The organism is Paenisporosarcina sp. P4_D4, assembly GCF_056401835.1.
The window spans coordinates 1-15,540 of the sequence record NZ_JBFUIO010000042.1; the positions used below are offsets into that span (position 1 = coordinate 1).

Genomic DNA, 15,540 nt, shown 5'->3' on the forward strand with positions numbered 1-15,540 from the left:
AATGTAAATTAAATTAGAAAAACACAGTTTGCACCCACAATGGTGCAGGCTGATGTCTTTTCTTATACTGATATCCAAAATATTTTAATAGCTATCAGTGCTAAAAAACACAGTTTGCACCTACAATGGGGCAAGCTGATGTCTTTTCTTATACTGACATCCGAAAACTTCCACTCTCTTATCAGTGTAGAAAAACCACACTTGCGCTTAGAGTGGTTTGTTGTGATATGCATAAAACATAACTAACATTTCCTCTTCCCTACGCCAGCTACAATTTACTACGTGAAACTTACTACTTCTTTTTGAGCTGGCCATTTTTCTAATGTATGGGCCATTTCCCAAAATGAATATTCGTATTGGCTACTAATGATAAAATGTTCTTTCATCCGTTCGCGGTCCTCAGCAGTTACTGTTTCAGCAAGCTTGTCTAGTCTATTAATTTGTTCCTCGACTTTCGCTCTAAACCATTCACCACCATATGCAGAAATCCATTCTTGGTAAATCGGTTCTTCAGGAGTACACGACTGAAGTCTCTCGCCTATTTCAAAATAAAGCCAATAACAAGGTAATATGGCTGCGATAATATCGCCTAAATGTCCGTGATATGCTGCACGATACAAATGGGATGTGTAAGCATACGCAGTAGGCGAAGGCTTGAAATTTGCTTGTTCTTCTTCTGTTATTCCTAGTCGACGCGAAAAATTCTTATGCAGCGATAATTCCGCTTCATAGGTGGCTTGTGCATGAGCTGCCATTTTACTCGTTGTTTCAAAATCATTAGCTCTTGCTGCACCCAAAGCTTGAACCTTTGCAAAGTGGGACAAGTAATATGCATCCTGCATAACGTAATAACGGAAACACTCTAAAGACAATGTCCCATCCCCAATTCCTGTAACGAACGGATGATGAAAGCTTGCTTCCCAAATGTGATCTGATTCTTCTCTTAAAAGCTTTGAAAATGTCATAAAACAACCTCCAAAAAAGTTTTTCTCAACTGAATCGAATCACTTCCGCCAAATTTAGGGCAAATAAAAAACCACTCTCTTAACAAACATAAGAAAGTGGTTGTATTGGAAAAATAGTAAAAAAACATACTGCTCCGCAACTCCACTTCCCTACGCTGGTATAAACCAGATCAGGTTCTAAGGGTCTTAAAGCATTACTTTAATCTCAACCTTTATTTAATGAATAAATGATTTCCATTTATCAATTGCAAGGTCCCCCTAGTGGAAGATGTTACTATTCAGTTGTACATGAACATCATAACACGAATTAATTACTTATCAATCCAAAGATAAATGTAATGCATTTTTCTGGTAAACATGATAGCCAGTTGTTGAGTATACATGCACAAGTCACCACAGTAACGATCCAGATAAATCCCTCTGTATCCCGAAAAGAAAAAGTATTCGACAGTCGTTTTACGATGTAATCTTCAGTTCATATTCCGTTCACTTAACACGAATATACTCTAGTTATCATAAAAAAACGGAGGCGTAAAAGATGAATATTGCATGGAAAGAAATTAGGAAGAGTAAAGCAAAATTTATCATTTTAGGATCAATTATATTTCTTGTTAGTTTTTTAACGTTTATCATTTCTGGATTATCGAATGGTTTATCTCAAGATAATGCGGCTTTAATAAAAGATCTGCCGAATGGTCAATTTTATATGAATGAAGAAGCAAATGAAACCTATAATCTTTCGAAAATAGATGAAAAATTACAAGACAAAGCAATAAATAACCAGAAGGATGCAGCGGCACTTTCAATTCAGATGGGCTTTGTGAACGATGCAGACGACAAACAACATAGCGTTGCCTTTGTTACTTCAACTGATTCGAAGTTATTTGAAAAAGTTGGAGAAGGAGAAATCATATTAGATCGTTCATTAGAAGAAGACGGCATAAATGTCGGGGATACCATAACAAACAATCAGTTTAGCGGTGAGTTTAAAGTAAAAGGCTTTGTCGATCAAAAGAAATATAGCCACGCACCTGTTGCTTATATCAATATGGAAAACTACAAAGAAATCTACGGTGTGGAAGATATGCAATTGGTATTTGTACCTGGAAATGATAAGGAACAAGCAATTGACGGATTACAATCATTTTCAAATAAAGAATTTCTCAATACGATTCCAAGTTATAGCGCAGAACAGATGTCGCTCAATATGATTGTATGGTTTTTAGTCGTCATCAGCGGGATGTTGTTCGCGATATTCTTCTACATGATGAACGTTCAAAAAATTGGATTATACGGGATTTTGAAAGCGCTTGGGGTTAAAACAAGTCAATTATTTGGGATGATGTGGTCGCAGATGCTATTTATTACCGCAATTGCACTAACATTGTCAGTTGCATTGAGCCAAGCTTTCACAATGATTGCACCTGAAGGAATGCCTTTTAGTTTAACCATTCAAACAACGGTTCAATTATCACTCATATTCGTGTTCATCGGATTTATTGGCGCTACGCTATCGGGTATCCAAATTAAAAAAGTCGAGCCACTACAAGCGATTCAACAAGGAGAGGTTTAATATGACTGTATTCACAATTGATGATGTCAAAAAAACGTTTAAAAACGGGGAAGTAGAAGAGCAAGTATTAAAAGGAATCAATCTTTCTCTTCAACAAGGGGAAATAACAGCTTTAGTAGGAGCATCTGGTTCTGGGAAAAGTACGATACTTACAATAGCCGCCGGTCTTCAACGCGCAACGCATGGTCAGGTTCTATTCGATGGGAAAGATTTGTCTAAGATGAGTCAGGAGCAAATTCGAAAAATCCGGGCAAGTGAGTTCGGATTTGTCTTTCAATCCTCTCATCTTGTTCCTTTTCTCACTGTAGAAGAACAACTTATGCTGATGCTCGACGTTTCGGAAACAAAGATGAAAAAAAAGAAACAAAAAGAGGAAGTTGCACAAATACTTAAATTGGTTGATATGGAACACCGTAAGGATTCCTACCCTGCTTCATTGTCAGGTGGGGAAAAACAACGGGTGGCAATTGCACGCGCAATCATCCACAAACCTAAAATGCTTTTTGCGGATGAGCCCACTGCGAGTTTAGATTCGAAAAGATSGAAAGATGTGATGACGTTAATCAGAGAATTAACTAAAACGTTGAATATTACCACGTTAATGGTGACTCACGATGAAGAAATGCTTTCATATGCAGACCACATTATCTCAATGAAAGACGGCTTAATTCTTTGAAATCCACTTCTGCTTTTCAAGCTATGTTGAATCAATGAATCAATTAAAAGGAAAAAGGGTATCCCATAAGCACTCGGGATACCCTTTTTCCTTTTAGCAAACTATAATGAACAATATTGTTTTCAATGTAAAGACACCAAAGTAGAGATGACCAACACTGTCATTTTTTTATTCTATCAAAACCTTATCCTTCACGATTTGTACTAATTCTATAAACTCGCTAATTTCATAGGTTGGCTTAATTGCCGATACATTTTCTTTTCCATGTGGATTAAACCAGCAAGTATCGATTCCAAAATTGTTGCCACCTTGAATATCTGATGTAAGGGAATCCCCTACCATTAACACATTTCCTTTAGTAGAAATACCCAGTCTTTCAAAAGCATATTCGAAAATTTCCGCTTGTGGCTTTTGATAACCGGTTTCCTCAGAAGAAATGATGGCTTCAAAAGTATCCTTCATGCATGAAATTGCTATTCTTGCATTTTGAACTTCTTGAAACCCATTCGTTAATACTGCAAGCCTACAATTAGAAAGATTATTGAGCATTTCCTGGACACCATCGATCATATGTACTTCTTGCCCTAGGTTATCTAAATAGGATTGACCAAAGTCTTCCACGTTTAATGTCAGTTGATGCTGCTTAAATAAGCGCTTAAACCGTTCTACTTTAAGTTCAGAAAGTGAAATATGTCCTTTCTCCAAGTCAGACCATAGCCCTTTACTGATCACATTATAGCTAGCCCTGTAATCTGTTAAACCATTCGGCAAACCAAATGCTGTAAATGAATTATTAAAAGCATTTTTCTCCGTCTCACTAAAGTCTAATAGCGTGTCATCCAAATCAAATAATATTACATCATATTTCACGAGCTTCTCACCCTTTTTGTATTCGAATTTCACTACGACATGCATCATCGTACTTATAATAAGCATAACAAAATCAAATTTCTATTTCAAAGAAGTTCCATAATCAATAAATCACGCCACCCGTGAAGATAACCTACAAAAAAAACTGTAGACACTTGTAATGTGTCTACAGCTTTTTATCGTTCATAAAAATTTTCACTATTATCATACAGAATAATAGACGAATCACTCAAAAAGTGAGCACTACACAATTCGTTTATTACCCGATACTGCCTTCCATTTCGAACTTAATCAAACGGTTCATCTCAACCGCATATTCCATCGGTAATTCTTTTGTAAACGGTTCAATGAAGCCCATAACGATCATTTCAGTTGCTTCTTCCTGTGAAATGCCGCGGCTCATCAAGTAGAACAATTGCTCTTCAGATACTTTTGAAACTTTTGCTTCATGTTCCAAAGATACATTGTCGTTTAGGATTTCGTTGTATGGAATCGTATCTGATGTCGAAAGGTTATCCATGATCAATGTATCACACTCGATATTTGAACGGGCACCTGACGCTTTAGGACCGAATCGTACAACTCCGCGATAAGTCACTTTTCCGCCTTGTTTCGAAATTGATTTAGAAACAATTGTCGAAGACGTGTTTGGAGCCAAGTGAATCATTTTCGCACCTGCATCCTGATGTTGACCTTTACCAGCTAAAGCAATAGATAATGTCATACCACGTGCACCTTCACCTTTTAAGATGACAGCAGGGTATTTCATTGTTAATTTAGAACCGATATTTCCGTCAATCCATTCCATCGTAGCGTTTGCTTCACAAACTGCACGCTTTGTTACTAGGTTATACACATTGTTCGCCCAGTTTTGGATTGTCGTGTAACGGCAATATGCATCTTTTTTGATGATAATTTCTACAACCGCACTATGAAGTGAATTCGTCGTATAAACAGGAGCTGTACAGCCTTCTACATAATGTACGTGTGCGCCTTCATCAACAATAATAAGTGTACGTTCGAATTGACCCATGTTTTCTGAGTTAATTCGGAAATAAGCTTGTAGAGGCGTTTCAACTTTGATACCAGGTGGCACATAGATGAACGATCCACCTGACCATACAGCCGAGTTCAATGCAGCAAACTTGTTATCCGAGTTTGGAATGACTGTACCCCAATGTTTTTTGAACAGTTCTTCGTTTTCACGAAGAGCAGATCCAGTATCTTTAAAGACGATACCCATATCTTCTAGTTCTTGTTTCATGTTGTGGTAAACCACTTCAGATTCGTATTGAGCAGATACACCAGCTAAATACTTTTGCTCTGCTTCAGGAATACCTAGTTTATCAAACGTACGTTTAATTTCTTCCGGCACTTCATCCCATGAAGTTTGAGTCGCTTCTGATGGTTTTACGTAATACGTAATTTCATCGAAATTAAGGGAAGATAAATCTCCACCCCATTGTGGCATTGGTTTTGCGTAGAACAACTCCAAAGATTTTAGACGGTAGTCTAACATCCATTGAGGTTCTTCTTTCATATTTGAAATTGTTTCAACGATTTCACGTGTCAGTCCACGTTTTGAACGGAAAATAGACACGTCTTTATCATGGAAACCATATTTGTAATCGCCGATTTCAGGCATTTTTTTAGCCATCATCTTTCCTCCGTTCTGTTACGAATGTGATTCGTTATCTACACCTTTTTCCATAGCTTTCCAAGCAAGGGTTGCACATTTGATACGTGCAGGAAACTTGGCTACACCAGAAAGAGCTTCGATATCACCTAAGTCGATAGAGTCATCATATTCTTTTCCAAGCATCATATCCGAGAAGATGGTGGATAGATTTAGCGCTTCATCCACCGGCTTGCCTTTTACAGCTTGCGTCATCATGGATGYGGAAGCCATGGAAATGGAACAACCTTCTCCATCAAACTTGGCATCTTGTACGACACCATCAGCTACTTGCAAAGTCAAATGAATACGGTCCCCACATGTAGGGTTATTCATATCGATTGTGACACTGTCCTCTAATGTCCCTTTATTGCGAGGCTTTTTGTAATGATCCATAATCACAGTTCTATAAAGTTGATCTAAATTATTAAAAGACATCGTTAAAATACTCCTTTGCCGTGGTAAGTCCAGCCACTAATCGGTCAATATCCTCTTCCGAATTGTAAACATAGAAACTTGCACGTGCAGTCGCTGTTACTTGCAGCCACTTCATTAATGGTTGTGCACAATGATGTCCCGCACGAACTGCAATTCCGTTCATATCGAGAACAGTCGCTACATCGTGTGGATGTACATCATCTAAATTGAAAGTAACAATTCCTGCTCTTTCTCCTGCATCTTTTGGACCATAAATTGTCAAACCGTTAATTGTAGACATGCGTTCCAACGCATAAGCAGCAAGTGCGTGCTCATGTTTTTCAATTTCATCGAGTCCGATTTCTTCCAGGAAATCGATAGCTGCGGCTAATCCGACCGCACCCGCAATAATCGGAGTTCCTCCTTCAAACTTCCAAGGAAGCTCTTTCCACGTTGAATCATATAGACCAACGAAGTCGATCATTTCGCCACCGAACTCAATCGGTTCCATTTGCTCTAGCAACTCTTTCTTGCCATAAAGTACGCCAATCCCAGTAGGACCACACATTTTATGACCAGAGAAAGCAAAGAAATCGCAGTCCAGATCTTGCACATCGATACGTAGATGAGGTGCAGCTTGTGCACCATCGACTACCATGATTGCTCCATTTTCGTGAGCAATTTGTGTAATCTCTTTTATTGGATTCATTGTGCCAAGAACATTTGATACATACATAATTGAAACAATTTTCGTACGTGGGGTAACTGTTGCACGTACTTTATCCAAAGAAAGGGTACCGTCTTCTTCTAAATCTACGTATTTTAATACCGCACCTTTTTCCTTTGCTAATTGCTGCCATGGAATGATGTTTGAATGATGCTCCATGTAAGTAATGACGATTTCATCGCCTTCCTCAACATTTGCTCCACCATAACTTTGTGCGACCGTATTAATTGCAGTTGTTGTCCCACGCATGAAAATGACTTCCTGCGTAGACTTTGCAGAAATGAAGTTGCGCACTTTCTCACGCGCTCCTTCATAACTTTCAGTCGCTCGATTGCCAAGTGTATGAACACCGCGATGAACGTTTGAATTATCGAACTCATAATATTTTTTTAATGCTTCAATGACTTGAACAGGCTTTTGGGATGTCGCTGCACTATCAAGATAGACAAGCGGATTGCCGTTCACTTCTTGATTTAATATGGGAAAATAGCTTCGAATGTCTTTGCTGATCATTAGCGCACTTTCCTTTCAATTACCTCCGTCAGTTGCTTTTTAACGCCCTCGATTGGCAATACGTTTACAACTGGYGCAAGGAAACCATGAATTACTAGTCGTTCTGCATCTTGCTTCGAAATACCACGACTCATCAAATAGTAAAGTTGAAGTGGGTCTACACGACCTACGGAAGCTGCATGTCCTGCTGTAACATCATCTTCGTCAATCAATAGAATTGGGTTTGCATCCCCACGTGCTTTTTCATTTAACATCAAAACACGCGATTCTTGAACAGCATTTGATTTAGTTGCACCATATTCGATTTTGCCAATTCCGTTAAAAATAGAAGAAGCTTCATCTTTCATAACGCCGTGTTTCAAAATGTATCCTTCGGAGTGTTTGCCCCAATGAATGATTTTAGTCGTGAAGTTTTGCTTTTGTTTCCCGCGACCTACAACAACCATTTTAGTATCGCCATAAGATGCGTCACCCACCAAGTGTGTAACGTTCTCAGAAATTGTATCGCCGTCATTCATCAAACCAAGAGCCCACTCTATTCGTGCATTACGATTAACAATGCCTCGACGGTTAACATACGTTGTACCGCCTTTAGCAAGGACATCTACCGCACCATAAGTAATGCGGGCATTGTCTTCAGCAAATACTTCAGAAACAATGTTTACAAGTCCTGCTGATTCGGGAACAGTTGAAAGATAGTTTTCTACATAAGTTACTGAGCTATTCGCATCCGCCACTACAATTGTGTGGTTGAATAGAGAAGCTTGAGCATCGTCATGTAGGAAAACAACTTGAATTGGTTCAACGATTTCAACATTTTTCGGTACGTATACGAACACTCCACCATTTAACAACGCTGCATGTAAGCTAGCGAGCTTATGCTCGTCCGATTTCACACCGTTTGTCATGAAGTACTTTTGAACAAGATCGCTATGTTCACGTACAGCAGTAAAGATATCTGTAAAAATGACACCTTGTGCTGATAACTCATCAGAAATTTGTAAAAAAGCAGGTGTATTATTTCGTTGAATATAAACGCTTTTTTGATCATCATTTACAATGGCTTTCACTTCTTCCGGTAATTCGGCAAGTGAAGCAAATGGTTTGCTTTCAACAGCGTGAACTGGGAAGTTAGTGAAATTCCATTTATCGATTTTCGTTTTATCTGGTGTTGGCATAGGCAGATTTTCTGCCGCTAATAAAGCTTGTACACGATATTCAGCAAACCAAGACGGTTCTTGCTTCGCCGTTGAATAGGAGCGTACATCTTGTTCGGTTAATGCCAATTTTGTTTCAACCGTCATGTGTATGTCTCCTCCTTACGCTTCTTGACCTACAGTTTCGTCTTCAATTCCTAATTCTTCTTTAATCCAATCGTAACCTTGTGCTTCTAGTTTATGAGCAAGTTCCGCTCCACCAGATTTCACTACACGACCTTGCATCATTACATGTACATGATCAGGCGTGATGTAGTTCAATAAGCGTTGGTAATGAGTGATGATTAAACAACCGAAACCTTCGCCACGCATTTGGTTGATTCCTTTAGAAACAACTTTAAGTGCATCGATATCTAAACCAGAGTCAATCTCGTCAAGAATCGCAAATTTTGGTTGAAGCATCATTAATTGAAGAATTTCGTTACGTTTTTTCTCTCCGCCTGAGAAACCTTCATTTAAATAGCGTTGAGCCATATCTTGGTCCATTTCTAGATATTCCATTTTCGAATCAAGTTCACGGATGAATTTCATGATTGAAATTTCATCACCTTCTTCACGACGTGAGTTGATTGCTGAGCGTAAGAAGTCAGCATTCGTTACACCAGTGATTTCACTTGGGTATTGCATTGCTAAGAAAAGACCCGCTTGAGCGCGCTCATCTACTTCCATTTCCAGTACATCTTCACCGTCTAAAGTGACTGAACCAGAAGTTACTTCATATTTCGGGTGACCCATGATTGCTGAAGCTAAAGTAGATTTACCAGTACCATTTGGTCCCATGATTGCGTGAATTTCGTTTGTATTAAGTGTAAGGTTCAATCCTTTAAGAATCTCCTTACCATCAATGGCAACGTGAAGATCTTGAATAACTAAAGTCGACATTTTATAACCTCCATATTGTATAAATGAACGGAAAAACCCATTCTTAATTTATTATCATTCTAATCTTAACCGAATTATCGACCCCTTGCAAATCTTTTAAACGGCCTATTAATTTATATGAAAATCGTTTAACACAATTGAAATTAACTAATATCAGCACGATTTATCATATACTATCATTCACTGTTTTTCATTTTCAATAAAGCAAATCTAATTGAGAATCGATTTCACTAAGAAACGACAAAAAAAAGCCAATGAACCTAGGCTCACTGACTTTTGCTACTATTTATTATACTTCTCAATGTGCTTGACGCTCTAGACGAGCCGCGATTTGTTGGCCAATTTCATGATCATGTTCACGTTGCATTTCAACCCYAATTCGTATATCGGCGTCATTTTGATAATCAACCAATCCAACTCCATGTGCGCTTCTGAATGCTTGGTCCATACGTTCTGTGTAGGTAAAATCTAGTGATTGGATAGTGAATCATTCCTTTCAAATTTTCAACCTACTGTTGTAAGTTGTAATCCTTCACATTTGTATATATACCCACAGGTCAAACTTTTAAACAAAAACTCTCATAACTTTTGTTTTTGTTTTATAACAAAAGTATGTATCGATTCGTTTTCCACGGACTAACTGGTTAATCTCAGTACGTTGGCTTAGGCCTAACAAGCGGCAAGCGCATATGTACAATTTACAACGAGATTTTTAATCAGCTCAAAATAAAAAAAAGTTCGACCGAATTAACGGAAGAACTTTTTTGGAAAACATCCAACAAATCAAGCTATGATTTGTTTCTTATAAAGAAACTTCATTAAAAATACTTGAACCAACCAAACCGATTTCTTCAAGGACAGCATTTAACTCTTTGTCAGCTTCCTGGAATTTTGCATTTGCTTCATCTAATTGAACTTCGCCTTCAGAAGCTAACGCTTTTGATTTCATTGTGTAAGCTTCTTGAATTTTAGAAAGTGCGCTGTTAATTGCTTCTTGTTGCTTTGTTAAGGTTTTAGGAACTTCCAACGCCTCTACTTTTGCTGATGTATTGTCTGCAGAAGCTTTTGCTGCATCTTTCATCGTTTGAAGATCGGCACCTTCAGGAAGCGTAGCTTCACCCGCTGCATCTTCAAAAGCGTTTAAATCAGCATCAACCTCATTAATTGATTGAGAAATGGATAAATAAAACTTCATCATATCTGCTGCAGGATTAGCTTTTTCTTCAGTCTTTGCTGCTCCGTTTGTTGTTGTTTCCGGCTTTTCTTCTTTATCAGATGAACATGCCGCAAGAACGATTGTAAGTGAAGTAAGTAGTAGTAATAATTTTTTCATCATTGAATCTCCTTTATATGTAGTCAATTTGCATCATTATCCTACCATAACAATATTCCCAATGTAAAGGCTATACAAAATAGTCGGAACACATTGAAAATTATGATTCCAAAGAGCTACTTTCATTAGTTTTTTCACGTGAAAGTCGATTCACGATTAACATGGTGATGCCTCATCTCCATTTATATTTGTTGCCAATTCAAAACTATCCTGTGCTATGTAATGTACAATCATTAATATAATCATCGTTTGGATTAAATCCTAACTCGGTATGACACTCATTTAATTTGGAGTAAAATGAAATTTAATCGGCATTGTCTTGGATTTAATCGGCATCAAATACCATTTAATCGGTCTCACCCAATAATTCCTACAAAAAACAATCTTCAATTTACTGGGTGACTAAGTATCATCTTCCAAGAAATAGAAAAGACGCCGGTTTCCCGGCGTCCATAGGATTACTTTATTTAACTGGAACGACCGAACCGCCCCATTCATCTAAAATGAAATCTTGAATTTCTTTAGATTTCAATACTTCAACTAATGCTTTAATTTCTTTATTTTTTTCATTACCAGCTTTTACAGCAATGATATTTACGTATGGAGATTCTGAGTTTTCAATAGCGATTGAATCTTCCAATGGGTTCAACCCAGCGTCGATTGCGTAGTTTGAGTTGATTAACACCGCATCGCCTTCTTCATTTTCGTACATTTGTACAAGAAGTGCCGCTTCGTATTCTGCATCAAATTCCAAGTTCTTCGGATTGTCTACAATATCTTTTACTTCTGCTGTTGTCTTATCAATGCCTTCTTTTAATGTGATTAGACCCTCAGCTTCCAACATAGATAGGATACGACCATGGTCAGCAACTGAATTACTAATCAGTATCGTTGCTCCTTCAGGAAGTTCATCCAGAGACTTATATTTTTTTGAGTACACACCGATTGGCTCAATATGGATACCGCCAGCATTGGCAAAATCATAGCCATGATCGGCCATTTGAGCTTCGAAGTAAGGAATGTGCTGGAAGTAGTTTGCATCCAAATCGCCATTTTCCAAATCCTCATTCGGTAAAATGTAATCTTGGTAAGTTTCAATTTTAAGTTCAATACCTTTTTCTTCAAGCAACGGTTTTGCTTGTTCCAAAATTTCTGAATGGGGTATGTTAGATGCTCCCACTACAAGTTCTTTACTGTCTCCACCTGATGATGAGCCAGCTCCTCCTCCACATGCCGCTAGAGTGATTGCACTTGCCGATAATAAAATTCCTGCTACAAATTTCTTCATCATTTTCTCTCCCTTTTTTTGTTTATTTGATCGAGCTTTCACCCGAAAGCACCTTAACGTTTGTCTGTTTTTGTTGTGATCGAATCTCCCACCCATTGGATGATAAAGACAATTAGTAAAATGATAATTGTGGAAACAACTGTTACATCTCCCCTACTGCGTTGGAAGCCATCTAAAAATGCGAGTGTTCCAAGACCGCCCGCTCCAATAATTCCTGCCATCGCGGTATAACCTACAAGGGCAATTGCTGTAACGGTCAGTCCTGAGATTAATGCAGGCATGGACTCTGGAAGAAGCACTTTCCAAATGATTGTGGAAGTTTTAGCGCCCATTGAGCGAGCAGCTTCAATTACACCTTTATCTATTTCACGTAATGCAATCAGGACCATGCGGGCATAAAATGGTGCTGCACCTATGATTAGTGCCGGTAATGCAGCATTTGCCCCACGAATCGTACCGAGTAGGAATTTAGTAAACGGAATCAACAAAATAATTAAGATGATAAACGGGATGGATCTGAAAATATTAACGAACGCCCCTGTTAACCAGTACACTATTTTATTTGCCCATAATTGACGAGGGCTAGTTACAAACAGCAAAATTCCAAGTGCAAGTCCGATTATGAAAGTTAAAACGGTAGCCATTGAAGTCATATATAACGTTTCAAGTGTGGCTTCCCACATTTTTTCCCAATCCACATTCGGTAGAAGGTTTTCAATCATGTGAAATCACCTCCGTATGAACATCTTGTCCATGTAAATAATCAATCGCTTGATTGATGGCATTTGAATCGCCATCGATTTGTAAATATAACGTTCCATATGCACCATTTTGAGTTTGTGCGATATTCCCTTGAACGATGTTAACTTCTACTTGATATTGCTTAATTAATCTTGATAGAATCGGTTGCTCCGTTCTATCTCCGACAAAAACTAGTTTCACAAGCTTGCCTGAGGGATATTGCTCTACCAAATGAGCAATCGTCTGGCTGGCTGACTCCGGACCATTTACCTGGGCAACAAAACGTTTCGTAATGGGTTGTTCAGGAGTTTGGAATATTTGAAGTACACTTCCCATTTCAACCACTTTTCCAGCTTCCATGACTGCAACCCGATGACAAATTTTACGGATGACATGCATTTCATGTGTAATCAGGACAATTGTCAAACCCAACCGTTTGTTGATATCTACCAATAGTTCCAATATGGCATCTGTTGTTTCAGGGTCAAGTGCTGATGTCGCTTCATCACATAGCAGCACTTCAGGATTATTGGCAAGGGCACGTGCAATTCCTACCCGTTGCTTTTGACCGCCGGATAATTGGGAAGGGTATGCTTTCTCCCTGCCTGTCAATCCAACTAGTTCGATTAATTCTTTAACTCGTTCTGAACGTTGCGTTTTGCTAATCCCTGCAATTTCTAGTGGGAATGAGATATTTTCCTCGACTGTCCGCGACCATAGTAAGTTGAAATGTTGAAAAATCATGCTTACTTTTTGTCTTGCACTACGAAGATCCTGTCCTGAACTGGACGAGATTTCGTGTCCATTTACAGTGACACTACCTGAAGTAGGTTTTTCCAAGCCATTTAATAATCGGATCAAAGTACTTTTTCCTGCTCCACTGTAACCGATTATGCCAAAAATCTCGCCTTGATCAATCGTCACATTCACGTCATCTACCGCTATGAGTTGTCCATTACCGGTTTCAAACCGTTTTGATAAGTTTTTTAATTGAATCATATTCACTTCACCTCTGAATTTATACACCATTTTATTTGTTTTCTTTATCATGCATTTGCACTGGCTGCATGTTTCGCATGAGTCAAGAAGTTTAAAACCACTTACCTGCACTCAAGCATAACGCGCGCAAATAAACTCTTTCATTTCATTTAATATCAACATCATTTTATTGAAATATCCTAAAAAAATAAAAATCCCTTCCGCAGACAAGCAGAAGGGACTAATGCACAATTATATACGTTAGACCGTTCTCTCATCTTTCAAAGCGAATTCGCTTTGAGTGATTTGGCACCATTTCACAAATTGTGACGGTTGCCGGGCTTCATAGGGCACTTCCCTCAGCCTCTCTTTATAAGAGTTTACGATATTAAGTTTTTAGTTACGAATGATAATGTAACACGTTCAAATGCGAACGTCAATTTTTTTTTTGCAAACGATTATATAGATAGGGAACTGATTGAAAAGCATAAACTTTTTCAACTATTTGACCATTTTCCGCAATGAGTAAACAAGGGACGCTTTGGATTTGATAATCGACCGCTAAACTTTCTACATAGTTCAAGTTTGCTTTCCCTATTTGCAAATCTGGCAAAAGTTCTTCCACAACGTCCATCATTTTTGAGGCAACTTGGCAAGTTCCACACATGGGCGTATATAAATAATAAGCTGCCCTCTTTGCGTTTTGAGAATGATTTTCCCACTCCGCTCGCGTCCATTCTTTCATTGTATTCATCCTTTAGGCAATAAATTCCGCTTTAACATCGATATTCGCTCCGAGCAACACAGTCGCTAGAACTTTCATTGGTGTAGTCGCAACTTCTCGGTAGGCTGGATCAGTATATAAATGAAGTGCTTCGGGAAATTCACGTTTAATGAGCGCACGTAATTTCTCTCCGGACTTATCAGCATCGACAAATACATAAATCTCCAACTGATCGTAGGGGGCTAATATTTCTTCCAATCGCGTGGGGCTGACTGTTCCGTTCGTGCAGATAATTTCAACTGGCTCTGCAATAAGTCGCAGAATCCGCTGTTTATCTGATCGACCTTCTACAATTATGACTTTATCTATTGGCATGGGATCACTCCTGGCTGTACTGACATAAAAGATTGTTTAAAAAGTTTTCTTGAAACGGAGTCCATCAGGTTGCAACTCTTCCCGATCACAACCATTGCCACTCTTTTCAATATCCCGTTTTAAACTCGCTGTTATAATCGACATATGCAAAAAACGCCGAACAAATGTCGGCGTTCAACTAACGATATTACTCTTGTGTCATTTCTTCGTATTGCTCAGCCGTCATTAATGAGTCCACTTCAGACAAATCTGTAGGTTCTACAACGATCATCCATGCATTCTCGTATGGAGATTCATTCACGAATTCAGGACTGTCTTCCAATCCGCTGTTCACTTCAACTACTTTACCACTGATTGGTGCGTATAGCTCAGAAACTGTTTTAACAGATTCAACACTGCCAAATGGTTCGTTCGTTTTGATTTCGTCGCCTACTTGTGGAAGTTCTACGAATACAATATCACCAAGCTCAGATTGAGCGAAGTTAGTGATGCCGATGCGTGCTTTTCCATCTTCAACTTTAACCCATTCGTGTTCCTCAGAGTAGCGTAATTCTTTTGGTGTGCTCATTAATACCCCTCCAAATAT

17 protein-coding genes and 2 riboswitches are annotated in these 15,540 nt (G+C 38.5%); of the genes, 2 read left to right on the forward strand and 15 right to left on the reverse strand.

Features of this window, described 5'->3' with window-relative positions; all coding sequences use genetic code 11:
* Positions 1-278: 278 nt before the first annotated feature.
* Positions 279-965 (reverse strand): thiaminase II, encoded by a 687-nt coding sequence (gene tenA / locus AC1DSL_RS10760; protein ID WP_477532162.1) that lies wholly within the window; start codon positions 963-965, stop codon positions 279-281.
* Positions 966-1,095: 130 nt separating this feature from the next.
* Positions 1,096-1,235, reverse strand: a riboswitch (TPP riboswitch).
* 268 nt (positions 1,236-1,503) lie between these two features.
* Between tenA and AC1DSL_RS10765 the strand changes: the two genes are divergently transcribed.
* Both AC1DSL_RS10765 and AC1DSL_RS10770 read left to right on the forward strand, forming a co-directional pair.
* Positions 1,504-2,538, forward strand: coding sequence for an ABC transporter permease (locus tag AC1DSL_RS10765; protein ID WP_016429029.1), 1,035 nt, complete (start codon positions 1,504-1,506; stop codon positions 2,536-2,538).
* Position 2,539: 1 nt separating this feature from the next.
* A complete protein-coding gene (locus tag AC1DSL_RS10770; protein ID WP_477532163.1) occupies positions 2,540-3,214 on the forward strand; it encodes an ABC transporter ATP-binding protein in 675 nt (224 codons plus the stop codon).
* Positions 3,215-3,382: 168 nt separating this feature from the next.
* Here AC1DSL_RS10770 and AC1DSL_RS10775 read toward each other — a convergent pair whose 3' ends face one another.
* The 14 genes from AC1DSL_RS10775 to gcvH all read right to left on the reverse strand — a co-directional run bounded on the left by AC1DSL_RS10775 (position 3,383) and on the right by gcvH (position 15,522).
* Complete coding sequence (locus AC1DSL_RS10775; RefSeq protein ID WP_477532164.1) at positions 3,383-4,084, reverse strand: YjjG family noncanonical pyrimidine nucleotidase; 702 nt, start codon at positions 4,082-4,084, stop codon at positions 3,383-3,385.
* A gap of 259 nt (positions 4,085-4,343) precedes the next feature.
* Positions 4,344-5,741: a Fe-S cluster assembly protein SufB gene (gene sufB, locus AC1DSL_RS10780; RefSeq protein WP_016429032.1), complete on the reverse strand. Its 1,398-nt coding sequence runs from the start codon at positions 5,739-5,741 to the stop codon at positions 4,344-4,346.
* 18 nt (positions 5,742-5,759) lie between these two features.
* Positions 5,760-6,197, reverse strand: coding sequence for a Fe-S cluster assembly sulfur transfer protein SufU (gene sufU, locus AC1DSL_RS10785; RefSeq protein WP_477532165.1), 438 nt, complete (start codon positions 6,195-6,197; stop codon positions 5,760-5,762).
* Positions 6,187-7,416 (reverse strand): cysteine desulfurase, encoded by a 1,230-nt coding sequence (locus AC1DSL_RS10790; RefSeq protein ID WP_477532166.1) that lies wholly within the window; start codon positions 7,414-7,416, stop codon positions 6,187-6,189. Before AC1DSL_RS10790 ends, sufU begins: the two co-directional genes overlap by 11 nt.
* Positions 7,416-8,720 (reverse strand): Fe-S cluster assembly protein SufD, encoded by a 1,305-nt coding sequence (gene sufD / locus AC1DSL_RS10795; protein WP_477532167.1) that lies wholly within the window; start codon positions 8,718-8,720, stop codon positions 7,416-7,418. Before sufD ends, AC1DSL_RS10790 begins: the two co-directional genes overlap by 1 nt.
* A gap of 15 nt (positions 8,721-8,735) precedes the next feature.
* A complete protein-coding gene (gene sufC, locus AC1DSL_RS10800; RefSeq protein ID WP_477532168.1) occupies positions 8,736-9,515 on the reverse strand; it encodes a Fe-S cluster assembly ATPase SufC in 780 nt (259 codons plus the stop codon).
* Between the two features lie 298 nt (positions 9,516-9,813).
* Positions 9,814-9,963 (reverse strand): YuzK family famiily protein, encoded by a 150-nt coding sequence (locus AC1DSL_RS10805; protein ID WP_477532169.1) that lies wholly within the window; start codon positions 9,961-9,963, stop codon positions 9,814-9,816.
* 354 nt (positions 9,964-10,317) lie between these two features.
* Positions 10,318-10,848: a hypothetical protein gene (locus tag AC1DSL_RS10810; RefSeq protein ID WP_477532170.1), complete on the reverse strand. Its 531-nt coding sequence runs from the start codon at positions 10,846-10,848 to the stop codon at positions 10,318-10,320.
* 463 nt (positions 10,849-11,311) lie between these two features.
* On the reverse strand, positions 11,312-12,136 hold the full coding sequence (locus AC1DSL_RS10815; RefSeq protein WP_477532171.1) for a MetQ/NlpA family ABC transporter substrate-binding protein: 825 nt from the start codon (positions 12,134-12,136) through the stop codon (positions 11,312-11,314).
* 53 nt (positions 12,137-12,189) lie between these two features.
* On the reverse strand, positions 12,190-12,858 hold the full coding sequence (locus tag AC1DSL_RS10820; protein ID WP_016429039.1) for a methionine ABC transporter permease: 669 nt from the start codon (positions 12,856-12,858) through the stop codon (positions 12,190-12,192).
* Positions 12,851-13,876 carry a methionine ABC transporter ATP-binding protein gene (locus tag AC1DSL_RS10825; protein WP_477532172.1) on the reverse strand — a complete coding sequence of 342 codons (1,026 nt, stop codon included), beginning with the start codon at positions 13,874-13,876 and terminating at the stop codon, positions 12,851-12,853. Before AC1DSL_RS10825 ends, AC1DSL_RS10820 begins: the two co-directional genes overlap by 8 nt.
* 250 nt (positions 13,877-14,126) lie before the next feature.
* Positions 14,127-14,234, reverse strand: a riboswitch (SAM riboswitch).
* Between the two features lie 57 nt (positions 14,235-14,291).
* Positions 14,292-14,600 (reverse strand): thioredoxin family protein, encoded by a 309-nt coding sequence (locus tag AC1DSL_RS10830; RefSeq protein WP_477532173.1) that lies wholly within the window; start codon positions 14,598-14,600, stop codon positions 14,292-14,294.
* A gap of 12 nt (positions 14,601-14,612) precedes the next feature.
* Positions 14,613-14,954, reverse strand: coding sequence for a toprim domain-containing protein (locus AC1DSL_RS10835; RefSeq protein WP_016429042.1), 342 nt, complete (start codon positions 14,952-14,954; stop codon positions 14,613-14,615).
* A 187-nt stretch (positions 14,955-15,141) separates the two neighbouring features.
* Entirely contained in the window at positions 15,142-15,522 is a 381-nt protein-coding gene (gene gcvH / locus AC1DSL_RS10840; protein WP_016429043.1) for a glycine cleavage system protein GcvH, read from the reverse strand.
* Between the last annotated feature and the right edge of the window lie 18 nt (positions 15,523-15,540).